The organism is Gemmatimonas sp. (assembly GCF_036405635.1).
Taxonomy (GTDB): Bacteria; Gemmatimonadota; Gemmatimonadetes; order Gemmatimonadales; family Gemmatimonadaceae; genus Gemmatimonas.
In genome coordinates, this window is record NZ_DASWXE010000198.1 from 1 (window position 1) to 16739 (window position 16739).

Annotated in this window: 15 protein-coding genes; 4 read left to right on the forward strand and 11 right to left on the reverse strand. The window is 65.4% G+C overall.

Going from position 1 to position 16739, the window contains the following annotated elements; translation table 11 throughout:
* Nucleotides 1-129: 129 nt before the first annotated feature.
* The 3 genes from VGE27_RS15450 to VGE27_RS15460 are packed head-to-tail and all read left to right on the forward strand — an operon-like array spanning nt 130 to nt 3295.
* Complete coding sequence (locus VGE27_RS15450; RefSeq protein WP_331050567.1) at nt 130-1365, forward strand: glycosyltransferase; 1236 nt, start codon at nt 130-132, stop codon at nt 1363-1365.
* Nucleotides 1362-2126, forward strand: coding sequence for a polysaccharide deacetylase family protein (locus tag VGE27_RS15455; RefSeq protein WP_331050568.1), 765 nt, complete (start codon nt 1362-1364; stop codon nt 2124-2126). Before VGE27_RS15450 ends, VGE27_RS15455 begins: the two co-directional genes overlap by 4 nt.
* Nucleotides 2123-3295, forward strand: coding sequence for a glycosyltransferase family 1 protein (locus VGE27_RS15460; RefSeq protein WP_331050569.1), 1173 nt, complete (start codon nt 2123-2125; stop codon nt 3293-3295). The genes VGE27_RS15455 and VGE27_RS15460 overlap by 4 nt, the downstream gene beginning before the upstream one ends.
* Here VGE27_RS15460 and VGE27_RS15465 read toward each other — a convergent pair.
* The 5 genes from VGE27_RS15465 to VGE27_RS15485 all read right to left on the reverse strand — a co-directional run bounded on the left by VGE27_RS15465 (nt 3292) and on the right by VGE27_RS15485 (nt 9499).
* The gene (locus VGE27_RS15465; protein ID WP_331050570.1) at nt 3292-4449 is read right to left on the reverse strand and encodes a glycosyltransferase family 1 protein; all 1158 of its coding nucleotides are present in this window, start codon (nt 4447-4449) and stop codon (nt 3292-3294) included. The genes VGE27_RS15460 and VGE27_RS15465 overlap by 4 nt on opposite strands.
* 35 nt (nt 4450-4484) lie before the next feature.
* Nucleotides 4485-6386, reverse strand: coding sequence for a cytochrome c peroxidase (locus VGE27_RS15470; protein WP_331050571.1), 1902 nt, complete (start codon nt 6384-6386; stop codon nt 4485-4487).
* A gap of 16 nt (nt 6387-6402) precedes the next feature.
* A complete protein-coding gene (locus tag VGE27_RS15475; protein WP_331050572.1) occupies nt 6403-7893 on the reverse strand; it encodes an alkaline phosphatase PhoX in 1491 nt (496 codons plus the stop codon).
* Nucleotides 7894-8000: 107 nt separating this feature from the next.
* Nucleotides 8001-8495 carry a YbhB/YbcL family Raf kinase inhibitor-like protein gene (locus tag VGE27_RS15480; RefSeq protein WP_331050573.1) on the reverse strand — a complete coding sequence of 165 codons (495 nt, stop codon included), beginning with the start codon at nt 8493-8495 and terminating at the stop codon, nt 8001-8003.
* Nucleotides 8496-8653: 158 nt separating this feature from the next.
* On the reverse strand, nt 8654-9499 hold the full coding sequence (locus tag VGE27_RS15485; RefSeq protein ID WP_331050574.1) for a DUF1028 domain-containing protein: 846 nt from the start codon (nt 9497-9499) through the stop codon (nt 8654-8656).
* Nucleotides 9500-9646: 147 nt separating this feature from the next.
* On the opposite strand from VGE27_RS15485, the gene VGE27_RS15490 reads away from it, so the two are divergent.
* On the forward strand, nt 9647-10732 hold the full coding sequence (locus VGE27_RS15490) for a cyanophycinase (RefSeq protein WP_331050575.1): 1086 nt from the start codon (nt 9647-9649) through the stop codon (nt 10730-10732).
* An 80-nt stretch (nt 10733-10812) separates the two neighbouring features.
* Here the strand turns inward: VGE27_RS15490 and VGE27_RS15495 are convergent, their stop codons facing one another.
* The 6 genes from VGE27_RS15495 to VGE27_RS15520 form a co-directional block, all read right to left on the reverse strand.
* Nucleotides 10813-12183 (reverse strand): hypothetical protein, encoded by a 1371-nt coding sequence (locus tag VGE27_RS15495; RefSeq protein WP_331050576.1) that lies wholly within the window; start codon nt 12181-12183, stop codon nt 10813-10815.
* 58 nt (nt 12184-12241) lie between these two features.
* Nucleotides 12242-12835 carry a YceI family protein gene (locus VGE27_RS15500; RefSeq protein WP_331050577.1) on the reverse strand — a complete coding sequence of 198 codons (594 nt, stop codon included), beginning with the start codon at nt 12833-12835 and terminating at the stop codon, nt 12242-12244.
* A 129-nt stretch (nt 12836-12964) separates the two neighbouring features.
* Nucleotides 12965-13816 carry a DUF3108 domain-containing protein gene (locus VGE27_RS15505; RefSeq protein ID WP_331050578.1) on the reverse strand — a complete coding sequence of 284 codons (852 nt, stop codon included), beginning with the start codon at nt 13814-13816 and terminating at the stop codon, nt 12965-12967.
* Nucleotides 13817-13895: 79 nt separating this feature from the next.
* Entirely contained in the window at nt 13896-15434 is a 1539-nt protein-coding gene (locus VGE27_RS15510; protein WP_331050579.1) for a serine/threonine-protein kinase, read from the reverse strand.
* Between the two features lie 228 nt (nt 15435-15662).
* The gene (locus VGE27_RS15515; RefSeq protein WP_331050580.1) at nt 15663-15845 is read right to left on the reverse strand and encodes a hypothetical protein; all 183 of its coding nucleotides are present in this window, start codon (nt 15843-15845) and stop codon (nt 15663-15665) included.
* Nucleotides 15846-15878: 33 nt separating this feature from the next.
* Nucleotides 15879-16730, reverse strand: coding sequence for an NAD(P)-dependent oxidoreductase (locus VGE27_RS15520; protein WP_331050581.1), 852 nt, complete (start codon nt 16728-16730; stop codon nt 15879-15881).
* Nucleotides 16731-16739: the final 9 nt, after the last annotated feature.

Below are 16739 nucleotides of genomic sequence, written 5' to 3' on the forward strand. Positions count from 1 at the left end.
CACTATCCGGGTGACGTACTCGTGGGTCAGGCCATCGCGCTGATCACGGCCTATCCCCTGCTCGCCTGACGTCCATCTCGATGCGCCACCGATGGACCGCAGGACGGACAATTTGATGGACTGCAGGTCGTGACCAGCACGGCACTCCCGTTCGACGCGCGACTCACGCTGCGGACGGACACGCTGCCGTCGCGCCTGCGTCCGTCCGCCACTACGGGCGTCCTCGACGTCACCGAATGGTTCGGCGATACGAGCGGCGGCATTCGCACGTACCTGCTCGAGAAGGCCCGCTACGTGGCCGCACGCCCATCACTGCGACACGTGATGCTGGTACCCGGGGCACGCGATGGTGTGGAAGATGGCGAAGGCGTGCGCACCTATCGCCTCGCCGGACCGCCGATCCCGCGGCAACGTCCGTACCGGTTCATGCTCGCCACGCGCTCCATCTCGCGCATCGTGCAGCATGAGCGTCCGGATCTCATCGAGATCGGCAGCCCGTTCATCGTGCCGTGGATCGTGCGACATGCCACGCGCATGCTCGATGTGCCGTTGGTGTGTTTCCACCACACCAACCTGCCGCAGATGTTTGCACCGCGGGCCGGCGCGTGGCGGCCAGCGCAGCGTTTGGTGCACGATGCCGCCTGGCGCTACATGCGGCGCCTCGATGCGCTGTTCCCGGTCACCATCGTCGCGTCGGATGCGGCGGCACGCGATCTCGCCCGCGAGGGAATCGATCGCATTGCCCGTGTGCCCCTTGGTGTGGACCTTGGCACGTTCACGCCGCTGCGTCGTGAATCACGCGAAGAGACCCGCGCCAGACATGGCCTGCCCGATGCGCCGTTGGCGGGCTTCGTGGGGCGATTCGCACGAGAGAAAGATCTCGACGTGGTGCTCGATGCGTGGCCCGCGGTGGAGCGCGCCACGGGGGCACGACTGGTACTGGCCGGCGCGGGCCCGATGGCACCACGACTCGAGGCGCACCCCTACGCATCGCGTGTGTTCTTCCTGCCGTTCCAGCACGACCGTGGGGCACTCGCCGACCTGCTCGCCGCGCTCGATGTGTATGTCGCGCCAGGTGCCGTCGAGACCTTCGGCCTCTCGGCGTTGGAAGCCCTGGCCAGCGGCACGCCGGTGCTGTCGGCCGATGCGGGGGGTGTCGCGGACCATGTGCGTGCGAGTGGCGCCGGTCGCCTCTTTGTGCCACACCAGCCGGCGTCGCTGGCCGAGGAAGCGATCGCGTTGTTGAGGGGTGATCTCGACGGGATGGGCCGGTCGGGCAGATTATTCGCTGAGCGTGAGCACGACTGGCCCACCGTCTTCGACCGGCTGTTCGCCGTGTACGACGACGTCCTTCGTGGGCGATGATCACGTCCACGATGCCTGCGAAGATGGCACCTGGTCAGTTGCTGCTCTCCATTCACGACGTGACGCCGGCACTCGAAGACGGTGTGCATCGATTGTGGAACTGGTGCCGTGCCGTGGAGATCACACCGGCGTTATTCGTCGTGCCCAACTGGCACGGTGCCTGGCCCATTGAACAGCACGCACCCTTTGTGCGGTGGCTACTCGATGCGCAGGCCGCGGGCGCCGATATCCTGCTCCATGGCGAACGGCACGATGAGGTCGGCTCACCGCGGACCTGGCGCGACGAGTGGCGAGCACTCGGCCGCACGGCCAATGAGGGCGAGTTCCTCACGTTGTCGCCCGAGATCGCCGAGGAACGCATCGTGCGTGGACTCGACCGCCTGATCGCGCTGGGGCTCGACCCCATTGGGTTCGTGCCGCCCGCGTGGCTGGCTCCGGCCAGCACCCATGCCGTCGTGCAGGAGCTGACGAAGCAGTATCCACGCGTGCGTTGCAGTGAGGATGTTGTCGGCATTCACCACGCCGCCGGTGTGCAGGCGGCACCGGTGATTCGCTGGAGCGGACGCACGGATATGCGCGCACGTCTCTCCCAGATGGTGGCCGGTTGGCACCGTCGCTGGCTGCGCAACGCACCGCTGGTACGCATCGGGGTGCATCCGCAGGACCTGGACCATCCCATCACGGCGGCCTCGGTGCACGAGTCGCTGCGCCACTGGACGCGCGCGCGCACCGCCATCACGTACCGCTCTCTCTGCACATGAACCACGACCGTTCCACACCGTTGCGCCTCGCGCTGTTCACCGACACGTATACGCCACAGGTGAACGGAGTCGCACGCACGCTGGCCCGTCTGGTGGACGCGGTGCAGGAGCGCGACGGTGCTGTGCGTGTCTTCACGGTGTCCGACGATGACGAAGCCGTCGCACCCGACGCGATTGCGACGAATGCCACCGTGGACCGCTATCCAGGCCGGCGCTTCTGGGCGTATCCCCAGTTGCGACTTGCTTGGCCCGCTCGGCGTGAGGTACGGCGGCAACTGGAGGAGTTCCAGCCGACCATCGTGCACGCGGCAACCGAGTTCGGTATCGGGCTTGCTGGTCGCGCGGTGGCACGCGATCTCGATGTGCCGTTTGTGTCTTCGTATCACACCAGCTTCACCGCCTACGCAGAGCACTACGGACTGGGCATGCTCGCCGAGCCCGGTTGGCACTACCTGCGCTGGTTTCACAATGGCGGCCTGCGCACGTACTGCCCCACGCAGGCCATCATCCGGGAGATCGAGGCACACGGCTTCACGGACTGCCGTGAATGGTCTCGTGGTGTGGATGCCCAGCGCTTCAATCCCGCTCACCGATCGGCGGCGCTGCGTAGTCAACTCAATGCCGATGACAGCACGCTGGTCGTGTCGTACATCGGCCGCCTCGGTCTCGAGAAGGGGCTCGACGTGGTATTGGCGTGCATGCAGCAGCTGCATGCCACCTGCCCCAAACGGGTGCGCTTTCTCATTGTAGGAGATGGTCCGTACGAAGAGACCGTGCGCGCCTCCGCACCGGCCGGCACGCTCATCACGGGTCGCCTCGATGGGCATGCATTGAGCGAAGCGTTCGCGTCGAGCGATGTGCTGCTCTTCCCCAGCACCACAGACACGTTCGGCAACGTGCTGCTCGAGTCGATGGCGTCTGGCACGCCGGTCATTGGGGCCGACGTGGGTCCCACGCGCGAGCAGCTCGCCCCCGACCGCGGATGGCTGGTGCGCCCTGGCGACGCGCAGGCCTTCACTGACACGGTGCTGCAATTGCTCGCCGATCCTTCAGCCCGCATGACCACACGCGCACAGGCACTCGCCTTTGCGGGCTCGAAGCGATGGGATGCCATCTGGGATGGACTGATCGACGACTATCGCACGCTTCAGCGGCCGTTTCGGCTTTAGTGGGACGCGCGCGAGCGCTCCAGCACTTCCCGATAGCTCGCGTCGAGCCGTCTCCACTCGCTCTCCCACGAGCGTTGTTCGGCAGTGCGGCGCGCACCCGCCGCCAGACGTGCCCGCAGGGGGGCGCTGGTGAGCAAACGCGACATGGCATCCACACAGGCCGTGACATCCCCTGCCGCGTAGGCCAGGCCGTTGATGTCGTGCAGCAGATGTTCAGCAACACCACCGGCCGGCGCTGCGACGACCGGAAGCCCTGCGGACATCGCCTCGAGCACCACCAGCCCCAGCGTCTCAGTGGTTGATGCATACACAAATGCATCAGCGTCGGCGTAGGTCTCCGGCAGGTCGCGGCGTCGATCCTGTGCACCCAGAAATCGCACGGTGACGCCAGGTGCCGCAGCGGCACGTTGCTCGAGTGCTGCACGGCTCGGGCCATCGCCGGCAATGTGCAGCTCCATGGCCTGGTCTGGGTGTCGCGCCTGGGTCAACGCCATCGCATCGATAAGCAGCTCGATGTTCTTCTCTGGTGCGAGGCGGCCCACGTAGAGGAACCGGAAGGGACGCGAGACGCCTGCGTGCTCACGTGCTGCGATCCGCGGACGGAAGACATCTACGTCCACACCCCGACCCCACACCTCCACCTCGCGAATCCCCAGTGCGCGGAGGTCGTCACGGGCACATGCCGATGGCGTGTACACGCGCGCGGCATGCCGATGAAAGTGCCGGATCCACCCCTGCACCGGCCGCCGCAGCCACGGCACTCCCCAAGCGGCGGTGTAAAGAGAAAAGTCGGTGTGATACGAGGTGCAATACGGCAGTCCGGCGCGCCGTGCTTCCTGCCGACCATACCAGCCCACGACAAACTCCGTGGAGCAGTGCACGAGATCCGGCCGGAACTCTTCAATGAGCCGGCGCACCCGGCGGCGCTGCCCGACTGCGGCACGCACATCCGGGTACGCACGCCACGCCACGGCCGGCAATTGCTCTACACCGTCGGTGCTCTGATGGTGTGACACACCGCGATCATCGGCGCCCGGCGTCACCACCAGGCATTCCCAGCCACTCTGCCGCAGTCCATCCACGGTCAGCGCCGTCACGACGCTGACCCCGTTGATCAACGGCGGATAGGTATCCGTACACAACAGCAGACGCACAAGGATGACGGTGTGTGAGTTCCCGTGCGATCAGCTCAGCGGCGACCGACGCGACTCGTGTCGGTCAGTGCACGGAGAAACACCACGAGCTGACGCTGCTCCTGTGCCGTCAGACCCAGCGTGTCCGCCGGCAGGGTCTGGTATTCGAGTGTGATACCGATCCCGGCGCCACCACCGCGGTTGTAGAAGTCCACCACCGACTCGAGCGTGCGATACACACCGTTGTGCATGTACGGCGCGGTGAGTGCCACGTTGCGCACGGTCGGCGTACGGAACGCATAGCGGTGTGGCGCGGATCGCGTGATGCGAAACCGGCCTTCGTCCGGATCGATGCGCCCATGCGTGGTGACGGGTGCCGTCGGCACACCCAGCACTTCCACCTCGGTCTTCTGATACATGGGCGGCACGGTGCCATTCGTGAGTGGCAGGAAGTGGCAGGTCGCACACTTGCCCTTGCCCACGAACACATTGAACCCGGCCCGCTGCTCCGCGTTGATGGCCGCGGTATCCCCGCGCAGCGCGCGATCCACCGGGCTGTTCATCGCCGTGAGGCTGCGAAGGTAGGTGGCGAGTGCGTGACGCACCTGCGCGCCCGTCACCGCAGAATCGCTCGCCAGACGCGTGCCCCGGAATGCCTCCTGCAGGGTGCGGCGCAGCGTCGTATCCGCCGTCAGCAGGCGTGCCGATTCGTCGAGATGTCCATGCATCTCATCCACGTTCTCGATGACCGTGGTGATCTGGTCTTCGAGATACGTCACGCGCAGGTCGGTGAAGGCCCCCACCTGGAGTGCACTGTTCAGCACCGTGGGGGTGTTGCGCAGGAGTGGGGCGCCACCGCGGGTGCGATTCACCCGCATCCCATCGGTGAATCCGTTCGCCGAGAGATGACACGACGTGCAGGCACGCTTGCCGTCGCCGGACAGGCGTGGATCGGCGAACAACTGCTCGCCCACATGTTCCTGCGCCGGAGTGCCTGGCTCGGCGTCCACCGGAGCAAAGGCCAGCACATCGAACGCCGCCGAGTCGAACAGCGTGGCCGCTTCGAGACGGAACGCCCGCCTTTCCGTGGGCGCGCCGATGCCCAGTGCCACCCGACGAGCGCGGATCTCGCGCGCAATCGGATTCGCGTGCCGCACGATGAAGTCGAAGTGATCGAATGCATCACGCGACGTGGTCGTATTCAGCGCAGCGCGCGCGCCGTTCACCAGCGAATCCAGTGCCTGCCACGACGCATCGGGAGCGCGGTATACGGCCAGCGTAGTAGCGATACCCTCCAGCGCAGCCGAAGCCTCTGACAGCGAGAGCCCTGCCACCGGTGAATCGAAGCCGGCCATGCCCAGCGATACAATGCGCGCCATCTCGAGCGTGGCGGCATCCCACACGCGGTCGTCGGTCACGGCCTGCGCTCCGAGCATGGTGCCGGCCCGCGACGCAATGACGCGCAGCGTGGACGTTTCCTGGACCAGCGCCGGCGGTACCTCATCGGCCTCATCGTCGAACAACATCTCTTCGACGACCTGAAAACCCGTGGGTTCGAGCACCACCTCCGGGCCTTCCCCGTCTTCCACTTCGGGCAATGCCGGCCCGTTCAGCTCCCGTCCCGCCGAAGGCGTGTAGTACTCGATCGCCAGTTCTGCGCGCTTGAAGCTCTGCCGGGCCTCGGCAAACCGGGCCCGCGCGTGCGTGTGGGCGTTGCTGTCACGCGGTGCAGCGGCGTACGCACGCACCGCCGTGTCGAGTACTGCGAGACGTCGATCGAGCGTATCGAGTTGCGCCACCCACAGTGCCCGGACCTGCATCGCGCGGGCATCGCCTGCATCATGGGCGGCCCGTGCAGCGGCCGCCATCGTTCCCTGCCCATCGCCATTCGCGGGGCTGCATGCTGCCAGCCCCGCGAACGTGACGATGGTACCAATGGTCCATCGCAGTGTCTTCATTGCATCAATGCCGCGCTCAGCGCGGCAAGCCCTTCACGATGACCAGCTGGCTGGCCTGATTCTCCGAAAGACGCACCGTGCCGCCGTCCACGCCCGCATACTTGGGCGCCCGCCACGAATGCGGCTGGATGGACAGCATGAACGTGTTGGCATGACCCACCTCGGCCGAGATGTCGATCATGGCACCGTACTCCCAACCCGCCTTGCCAGCCGGACGCGCGCCTTCGGCGTTGTAGATCGCCGCGTCGGCCTGCGTGCGACGGTGGTCGAGTTCCAGCACCGGACGGACATCCTTCGTCGCGATGTTGTACTGGTAGACGTAGGCGTCATGGGTCTCGTCGCCGTAGCCGTTGTCGTCTTCCTGCACGTAGACGTAGTTCTCGCCGACGTAGATGTTGTCGGGGTTCTGGAACTGACGCGCCGGGCCCGTACGATCGTCACCATCGAGGATCACTTCGATGGTGCCCTGCAGCGGGCTCGATTCATCGAACTTCACGCGATACACCCGGCCGTACTTGCTGCGGCTGTAGTCGGCATTTACGCCGGAGTTGTTCTGTCCGGTGACTGTGAAGTAGATCTCGCGCGCATTGGCCGCGGCAGTGCCCTTGCGATAGTCGATGTCTTCCACGCGACCAAATCGCACCGCGTTGATGCCCACCGTGGCCTGATTGATCTGACGGCCCGTTAGCGTGCGCTGGTTCTGGATCTGACGGAACTGCACCGGGTAGGTCTGGCCAATGACCATGTCCCGCTCACGCGTGTTGTTGTCCGAGCGCGCGAGAGCATACAGGTTGCCGTTTTCCAGGTCGCCGACCGTGTTGGACACGTACAACGCGAGCTGCCCACCTTCCGCGCCGGAATCGTCGTCACCGATCACGACCACTGTGCGATTGGGGAACGCGGTCTTAGGGAGTGGCACCGAGTTTTCGGTGTTCCACCGACCGAGGCCGGCGAGATAACGCGGCGTGTTGGCCGGGCCCGACGGATCGACCGCGAGGATTTCCGACTCTTCACTGCTTTCACCGTTGGTGATGTACAGCGGACCGAAGCCGTGAATCTCCGGCGTGACCAGCGTGGCCGAGCAGAGGCGATAGCGACCGGCGGTGGAGTTGACGATGTACTCGCCCGAGATCGGCTTGAGCGACTTGTCGAACTTCACGCGCGAGACCGCGAAGTTGTCCTCGTGATTCACCAGCGCGGTGAACGAACCATCCGCGTGGCGCATGAAGCCGGACCCGTCAGCCGAACCACCGAACACGAAGTTCGGCGAACCGGCCAGCTTGTCGTCACTCCCGATGAGGCTATAGATCTCGACGCCCGACACCAGCGAGCGCACGAGGGAGGGGGTCACCGATTGATTGGTGAGTCCCACAGGCTCCACCGACGGCGCATCGGTGGAGGAGTCGCTGCAAGCAGCGAACAGCAGCCCGCACGAGAGGGCTGCAGCAATGGATGACTGAAGGGCGGGAACGCGCATGGCGACGGTGATCCGGTGGTGGGTGCTCATGCGGAGTTCGCATGAGTGCCGAGACATTCACCGCGCCGAACAACAAAGCCGACACTGACACGTCACACACGTGTCACGTGCCGGCTACATCTTGTCGTGCGAACCTGTCAGGGAGCGGGACGCCGGTACGTTCCGGTGATCACGCCCTTGCCACGAATGTGCTGCGCCATCGCCCGCATCACCGCCTCGCGTGTTGCGGCCGGCGCCATGCCGGTGGCGGCCACGTTCAGCGGGATGTCGAGCGCATAGAGCTCGAAGACATAGTGATGCGCCGGCCCCGTGCTGGGCGCTGCTGGCCCTCGATAGTACGGTCCGCTCACGCTGATCTGTCGCATGCCGTCGGGCATCGTGCCTTGTGCGACGCCGCGTGGCAGCGATGTGGCCGCGGCAGGGATGTTCCACACCATCCAGTGCAGCACGTCGTCGAGCCCATCACCCATCGGGGCGTCGGCGTCGTGCACGATGAGCACAAAGCTGCGCGTGGAATCGGGCACACCACTCCAGCTGAGCGCGGGCGACACATCGCGCCCCGTCTGGGCGAACATGGCCGGAATCGCACCACCATCGGTGAAGTCGGGTGATGTGAGGGCCATCGTGCGCATCGGTGCTCGCGCGGGGGGCCGGGGTGGCTGTGCGGCGGGAGCCGCAGCGGCCGGTCGTGCTCCACCCGAGGCCTGCGCTACAGCGCCAGTCGCACAAACCGACAACAGAGCACCGGTCAGCACCGCATGCCCAACGCTGGACCATCCGAAGACGCGGCTCACTTGAAGTCCCTCGGCTGCGTCTTGCGCCACACGTCATAGCGAGCGCGCAGCGTCTTCACCGGATTGAGATTCTCGCCCGGCTTGATCGCATTGGGGCCACCCTGCTCCGGCTGCGCCACGGTGAGATACATGGAGTACTTGCCATTGTTGTGCGAATCGCCGTTGGTGTCGTTGGAATTGGCCATCAGCATGTACGCCACATACGCCGTGCGGCCTTCGCACGGATTAATCGGGCGGCTGTTGTCGGCCGGCAGCGGCGGGCACACACAGCGGCTGTCACCACCAAACCGGTCGGCCGTCTCCAGTGCGGCCATCACCCGGTCGGTGAGCGACCCGGTGGTGTGCAGAAAGGCCTTCACCGCGTTGGGCACCACGTCGCCCGTGCGCAGGATGTTGCCCTGAATGGAGTAGAAGATCTGGGTGCCCGGAACCTGGCCCTGGATGTCTTGCGTGACATAGCCGTTCGAGAGCCCCGAATGGCCGGCCGATCGACCCTTGAGGTCCAGGATGCCGAACTGCCGGCTCTGGAACGCGGGATCAGCCGACAGCATCTCGATGATGCGCTTGGGATCGGTGCCGGCCTTGAGCTCCCGGTACACCAGCATCTGGTTGGCGTGGGTGCCATCCACCCCGGCCTGGCAGGCGGCCACCCCGAATCCGGGAACGACCACGGCCTGCACGCCCATGAGGAACATGTCGTCGCGGTCGACGCAGGTGGCGGACGCGATGACCACACGACCCGTGGCCATATCGACGGCAATCACGGACCAGGTGGCGTGTGCCGTGCTGGGCAAAGCCAGCATCATGGCACAACAGGCGAGTGCAATTCGCAGCAGGCGCATGCGGAGTGGGGAGGGAGGGCAACGACAATGGAACGCCGGCACTATGTTGTCACACGGCGCATCACGGCATCCACACCAGCGGATGGCCCCAATAGGTGCACCCGTAACCGCCTCCCGTCCAGCGGTTCCCATCACTCGGCTGCGATCATGATTCTCCAGTCACGCCCCCTGCGCGTCTCGACCATGCTGGCGCTGCTGCTCACGGCCAGTGCCTGTGCGGCCTCGCGGACTCCGTCCGAAGCGGCCCCGGTCTCGTCCTCGCCCCGGTCGCCGGCAGACAGCGCACGCGCCGACACCGTGCGGGGATTCACGCTCTACCATTCGGGCAGCACGTCCGACGTGCGCACCACACCGAAGGGCGGCGCATACCTCGCCGGCGGTGGCACCGATATCCAACCCGGCATGCAGTGGCTGCTTGGACAGGGTGGCACCCAGGCCGGCGGGGCCTTCGGTGACGTGGTGGTGCTGCGCTCCAGCGGCTCGAATGGTTACCACACCATGCTCATGGACATGGGCGCGCACTCGGTGCGGAGCTTCGTGATCTTCTCGCGCGAAGGGGCGGAGCGCCCGGAGATCGCGGAGGCCATTCGCAATGCGGAGGTGGTGTTCATCGCCGGCGGTGACCAATCCACGTACGAGACCCGTTGGCGTGGCACCTCGTTGCAGCGTGAGGTGAATGCCCGCATCACGGCGGGCTATCCGGTTGGCGGGACCAGCGCGGGCCTGGCGGTGCTCGGTGAACACGTCTACTCCGCCCTCAACGAGTCCTCCACGTCGGCCAAGGTGCTGCCAAGCCCCTACGATGCATCGGTAACGCTCTCGCGGTCGCTGTTCACCCTGCCCGTGCTGCGCAACGTGATCACCGACTCGCACTTCGCCGTCCGTGATCGCATGGGGCGCCTGCTGGTGTTTCTGGCCCGCCTGCAGCAGGACGGCGCCGCGACGGCGCCGCGCGCGTTGGCCGTGGACGAGAAGTCGGCGGTGGGCGTGAACGCTGATGGCATCGCCACCGTGTTCGGCCCGGGCAACGGCGCCTACCTGGTGTCCGTGGACACGACGGCGACACGCACCTGCAAGGCGAACACGCCACTCGATCTGTCACCTGTGGATGTGCAGTTGGTGGGTTCGGGCAGCACGTTCGATCTTGGTCGCTGGTCGGCGCCCACCGCGCGTCGCTACACACTCACAGCCCGCAGCGGCGTGGTCACGTCTTCAGACGGTCACATCTACTGATCAACGACAGCACGCAAGACAATCGAACGCCCCGTCTCGCTTGAAGAGACGGGGCGTTTTGCCTGCCTAGCGGTCGCGAATCAGAACGCCGTCACGGCCTCCAGCATGAAGCCCTTGAACTTGCCACCGTTGCGGATGTCCGTACGGGCAAAGCCGTCGTAGGTCTGATTCACAAGCTCGCCCTTGAGCAGCAGCGTCGGTGCAATGAACCAACCCGCACCCACATTGCCGCGCGTGACCTTGATGTCGTTGTTCAGACCGCCCAGGTCGCCGTTCACGCGGTTCCATCGCGCCGACAGGTACAGCTTGTCGTCCTGCAGCAGTCGGTACGTCGCCTCGGCCATGTACTGATTCACTTCGCGTACGGGGTTGGTGTTGGGCGCCGCGCGTCCCTTGGCCTTCTCCACCATGCCGAACAGCTCCAGCCCGCGCAACTTCACGAACGGGTTGATCATGTACGAACTCGACTTGTCGCTGAAGCCCGGGTTGATGTTGCCCGAGTACTGCTGGGCCGACTCCGTGGCCTGGTAGTTCTCCATCACGAAATAGTACCGCGCGCCTGCGCGATCGCCTGCGTACAGGGTATTGCTGATCGCACTGCCCTGATTGCGCCACGAACCGGTGAGGCGCACACGCACGTCCTCGTTGAGCTCCCGGTCAAAGCCTAGCTTGGCCATCACGGCAGGCGAACGGTCCGCTGGCCGCGTGATGTTGCCGCGGATCTCGCCGTTGGTCAGGGCGAATACACCAAGCAGACCTTTGTGCTGCACGATGGCTTCCGCGCCCACTTCGGTGGTGAAGGCATCGAGAATGGCGTTGCCCACCAGCGGATTGTACAGCGCCTGGCCGTTGTCCGACCGCTTGAAGTGAAAGTCACCATAGTTCACCTCGAAGTGACCTATCTTCACCGTGGTGTACTTCATGATCGTGTTGAGCAAGCCAATATCGATGGGCGACTCGTCGATCTGAATGAAACCGTCCTTCACCCAGGTCTCATTGTGATGGCGCGCCGACAGGTAACTCGTGAGCTGAATGCGCACACCGCGCGCCAGTTGCGCATGCATGTACAGATTGGCGGTGGCGTTGTTGAAGCCGTTGCTGATCGCCATCAACCGGTTCTTGTTCGCGGCCGATGGCGTGCCCGCGTTGCCTGGCACAGCCGGCACGGCCGCCTGAAACACCGAGTCCGCAGTGTTCTGGTGCGTGAGTCCCTGAAACTGCTGCGCAAACGCCGCACCGAACTGCATCGCGAACCCATTGTACTCGGCGCCCGCCACCTTGGGCGTCTCGAACATGTTGATGCCGCGCTGGTCCTGCGGACGCAGATACTGAATGGTGAGTTTGCGCTGCGAGGACTTCGATGTATCCGCCGGTGGTGTGGCGGTCTGTGCGCCAAGAGGCGAGAGCGCGACGCTCATCACCGCGGCGAGAAAGAAACGTGAACGGGTCATGATCAGATACCGGGAATCGAAGGGAACTCGATTGATGGAGAGGGGAAACGACCGGAACTCACTGTTGCAGGAGGAGATCGAAGTTCACGGTGACGGTCTCACCGACCTTGAGCGTGCCGAGCATGAGCGTGGGTGGCTTGATGCCCCATTCCTTCATGTTGAGCGGCACCTTGCCGGTGACCCGAAGCCCGCCATCCGCCGGCGCGAACTGCACGGGTACAGCGATTGGCTTGTCCTCGCCCGCCATACGCAGCGAACCACGCAGCGAGCCATTCACCGTGGATGCCTTGGTCAGGTCGTAACCTTCGAGCGCGAAGCGGATGGTCGGATTGTCGGTGGCCTTGAGCGCCTTGCGCATGTGCTCGTTCATCGTGCCGTTCTTGCACTCGAGCTTTGCGACGGGAAAGTCCAGCGACACCGAACCTTCCACCTTGCGGCCTTCCAGTACCGCAGCCGACACCGCCGTCTCCGATGCGTTGATTGCCGCGTCGATGCGGTCGGCCGTGCAGCTCCACGAGCGCACCGTGGACGTGCCCTCGAACCACAGCCGGCTGCCTTCGCGCAGCGTGAGGGGATTCACCGCATTGGGCGTGGCCGCGATCAGCATCAGTGCGCCGGACGCCACGAGCAGGACAGGATTGAAGGACCGCATGGTGCCATCTCCAGTGTCTATCGAGAAAGAGGCAGGTCAGCCGCCTCTGGAGATGAGATTCGCCATTGTCATGCGAAAATCCGGTCAGGCGGAACTGGAAGTTTCGTGAGGCTCCAGCCCGCAACGTCGTCAGGGGTTTGCTGACTCCGTGCACACGCCCGTGCCGGTATCCCCGGGTGCCCCACCGGGCGCAGCACGGGAAATCAGCGACAGCGTGGTCGTGCCGACGATGGGCATGCGACTCACGATGCGCACCGGGAGGCGACACGCTGAGAGGTCGATGTTCACCTTGATCAATCCGATCCCCTTGTAGTGCTTCGGGTCGCGCACGTGCATGACCACCATGCGCGTGGCGAAGGTGCCCATCGCGGTCTGCACGACTTCCTGCCCTCCCACACTCACCAGGGTGGGATTGCGCGCCGCATCGTAGTGACGTGTGAGGTTGAACGTGCCTTCGCGGTCCAGTGGCAGTGTGCGCAGGAAGTAGAGAAACGACAGCTCGTCGAGTGGCTGCTCCGACGCCAGCGGATTGTCGCGACCGTCCACACCACGCCACACACCGGCTGCGGCATCGATTTCCACGCGTTCGGTACCGCTGCCCAGTGGGCTGCGCTCGATCTTCTCAAAGCGCCGTGTGGCGAGGTGCGCGGCATCCACCCACGACGTACTGCGATCGCTGGCCCGTACAAAGGCACGCCGTGCGTGCATTTCGGAGACGAGGCGCCAGACCGTCACCCCCTGTTCGATGAGCGGGCCTTCGACGCGCATCTGCCCACGCCCGATGTTTCCGCCCAGCGACACATGCACCTGATAGTCGAGCACTTCGCCGACCACGAATGGCATGCGTACGGGCATGGAATCTGGTGTCGCTGCCTGCGCGTGCACGTCGGACGCGACGCCGACGTTCACGCCCAGCGTCAGTGCGATGCCACGCGCGCACCAGAACCTTCTTGTAATGCCCATGGTCCTGAGGCTCGCCACGCGAGGCGCTTCAGGACAGCAGGTGAATTCCGCTTGTGCTGTGCGGATTCCCCCGACAACCGCCGACTACGCGCCGAGGCTATCGACCGATGCTATCCGCCGCCGGCAGACGGAAGTGCGCGCGCAGCAGGTCGCGCATGCCATTGGCCACGTCGTCTTCCAGTGCAAACAGATTCCCGCGCTCGCCCTCCACGCGGTCGGCATACAGCGTGAACCCATCGGCCGCATTGACCAGACGCACGGACAGGCGCACCCGATTGCCCTCCACTTCCACGACACCTTCCACCAGCGTCTGCACGGGCATGCGCGCGGTGTCGCCGGCTGCGATGCGGCGCTGCAGCGACTCGGCCGCTGAACGTGAACTCACGCGCAACCCGCGTTCCCGGGCGAGAGCATCGGTGATCGCGTCGGCAATCGCCGTGGCCGTGAAGCTCTGCGTACTGTCGCCGCTGAGATATACAAACGGCAGAACCGCCACTGATGGAGCGGTGTCGGCGGTGGCCATCAAAGACCCGCCGCTGGCTGCGGCCACCCCGCTGGACGAAGCACCATCGGCGGCTTCGCGGCTGCCATCACGAAAGCCCGACCACCACACCGCCGTGAGCACGGCAAGCACCGCAACCGCGCCGCCAGCCCACGTCCACAGCACCCGACGCGACCCACGCGTCGAACGTTGGCCGCCCGTAAGCGCCCGAAGCGCCTCCACTGCGCCGCTGCCTTCGCCCACCGGCGTGAAGCTGCCGCTCATCACCTGCGGATCGTCGAGCGCCGTCACCAGCGCTGCAGCGTTCTCAGGACGCGCGGCCGGATCTTTCTCGAGGCACTGCATCACCAGCGCCGACAATGCCGGCGGCAGGTCGGCGCGCCGTTCCTCGATGGGAACCGGGAGCTCGGTAATGTGCGCGGCCATCACCTGTTGCGGCGAACGCCCCGTGAACGGCGGCGTTCCGATGAGCATCTCGTAGGCCAGCACGCCCACCGCATAGATGTCCATCGGGAATGATGCCTGCGGATCGGCCGCCACCTGCTCGGGGGCCATATACGCGGGCGTGCCCAGCGACACGCCGGCCGTGGTCGTGGAACCGGAGTGGTTGCTGCCGATCATGCGCGCATCGTGTTCATGGCGCGCAATCGCGAACGCCTTGCTCACGCCAAAGTCCGCCACCACCGCCGCGTCGTTGGCGAGCAACACGTTGTCCGGCTTGATGTCGCGGTGCACCACCTTGCGGGCATGCGCCACCGCGAGTGCGCGTGCGACATCACGCAGAATGCGCACCGTCTCCACCACGGTGAGCGTGCCTCTTTGCAATCGCGACCGCAGCGATTCCCCTTCCACGAACGGCATCAGGAAGTAGGGCACGCCATCGAGTTCGCCCGTATCGAGCACCGGCACGATCAGCGGGTGCTGCAGCGCCGCCGCGGTGAGAATCTCCCGGCGGAATCGCTGCGCATTCACGCCTGCCCCGAGCTCGGGGCGCAGCAGCTTCACCACGACCCGCCGATCGAGGCGTCGGTCGAAGGCCACGAACACACGCGACATCCCGCCGCCGCCGAGCTCGCGCTCGATGACGAAGTCGTCACCAAGGTGACGCTGCAGGGTTTCGGTCAGCTGGACCACGTGGGCTGGGCGATGCAAACGGTGAACGAACGACAGAGGCCGACGGCCACCCAAGCGATGTCATGGGTGACGAGGCTCACGCTGTCGAACAGTTGGACACCCCGGAGGCCCTATTTCGTTTCGTCCGCCCTACGCGTGGGCCGAATGGTCCGCGCAGGAGGCGCCAAAACAACAGAGCCCGCCACGACGACCTGTCGGAGCGGGCTCAGCACTTCTGGACCACCAGAATCAGGGACGAGCCGGACCCATGATATTGCGGGCATACAGCGCGATGAAGATCGCGATGAAGGCAATCTGGCCGATCGGGCCCACAGCAAGAATCACACTGAAGATCCCCGACATGAGCATCATGGGGATCTTGATGATCGGCAGGAGCCAATCGGCGTTCACGGGGTGACTGAAAAACGGCATCGGGTGGCCTCGATTGGGGTCAGGCGGAATAGACTAGCGGCGTAGCGCGTCCCGGGCAATCACCCCGAAGTCCTCGGCGCCGAGGCCCTGAGCGATCACCTCGTCCATCCGCGCGGCGATGGACGGCAGCGCCGCCAGCGGGCGCGCTCCGGCCGTCTCCAGCATGAGACGAACGTCCTTGCGGGCCATCACCAGCTCGAAGCTCGCGGCGAAATCCCCTTCCGACATCTTTTTCCCGCGATTCTGCAGCATCGACCCGGGATTGAAGAATTCGAGCAGCTTGAGGGCATCCGGCGCTTCCACCCCCGTGCCGGCCGCGATCGTAAACACGTCCGACACCAGCGCGCCCAGTCCGATGATGAAGGCGTTGCCCATCAGCTTGTAGGCGGCCGCCAGGTCGGTGCGTTCACCCCAGTACACCACCCGCTGCGCCTGCTGTTCGAGCGCAGGCCGCACCGATTCAAACAGCGCCTTGGGCCCGGACGCCATGATGATGCCCTGTGCCTGGCGGGCCGCCGCCGGTCCGATGAACACCGGGCAATGCAGATAGGACACACCCTCCGCTGCAAGGCGGGCTGCCCGCTGCGCGGTGAGTTCGGGCTGCGTGGTGGTGTGGTCCACGATGATGGTGCCGGCAGCCAGTCCGGGCCGCAGCGCCGCAATCACCTCGTCGACGACAGCGTCGTCTTTGAGTACCAGGTGCACCCGATCCACGCCTCGAACGGCGTCGGCGGGCGTTGAAGCGACGGTGGCGCCGAATGCCGTGAGTGCGGCGGCCTTCGCCGGCGTGCGGTTCCAGACCGTGACGGAGTCGCCGCGACCGAGCGCGGCTTCGATAAAGCCGGAGCCGAGCAGCCCCGTGCCGAGATACGCGATGGTGGCCATGCTTGTAAC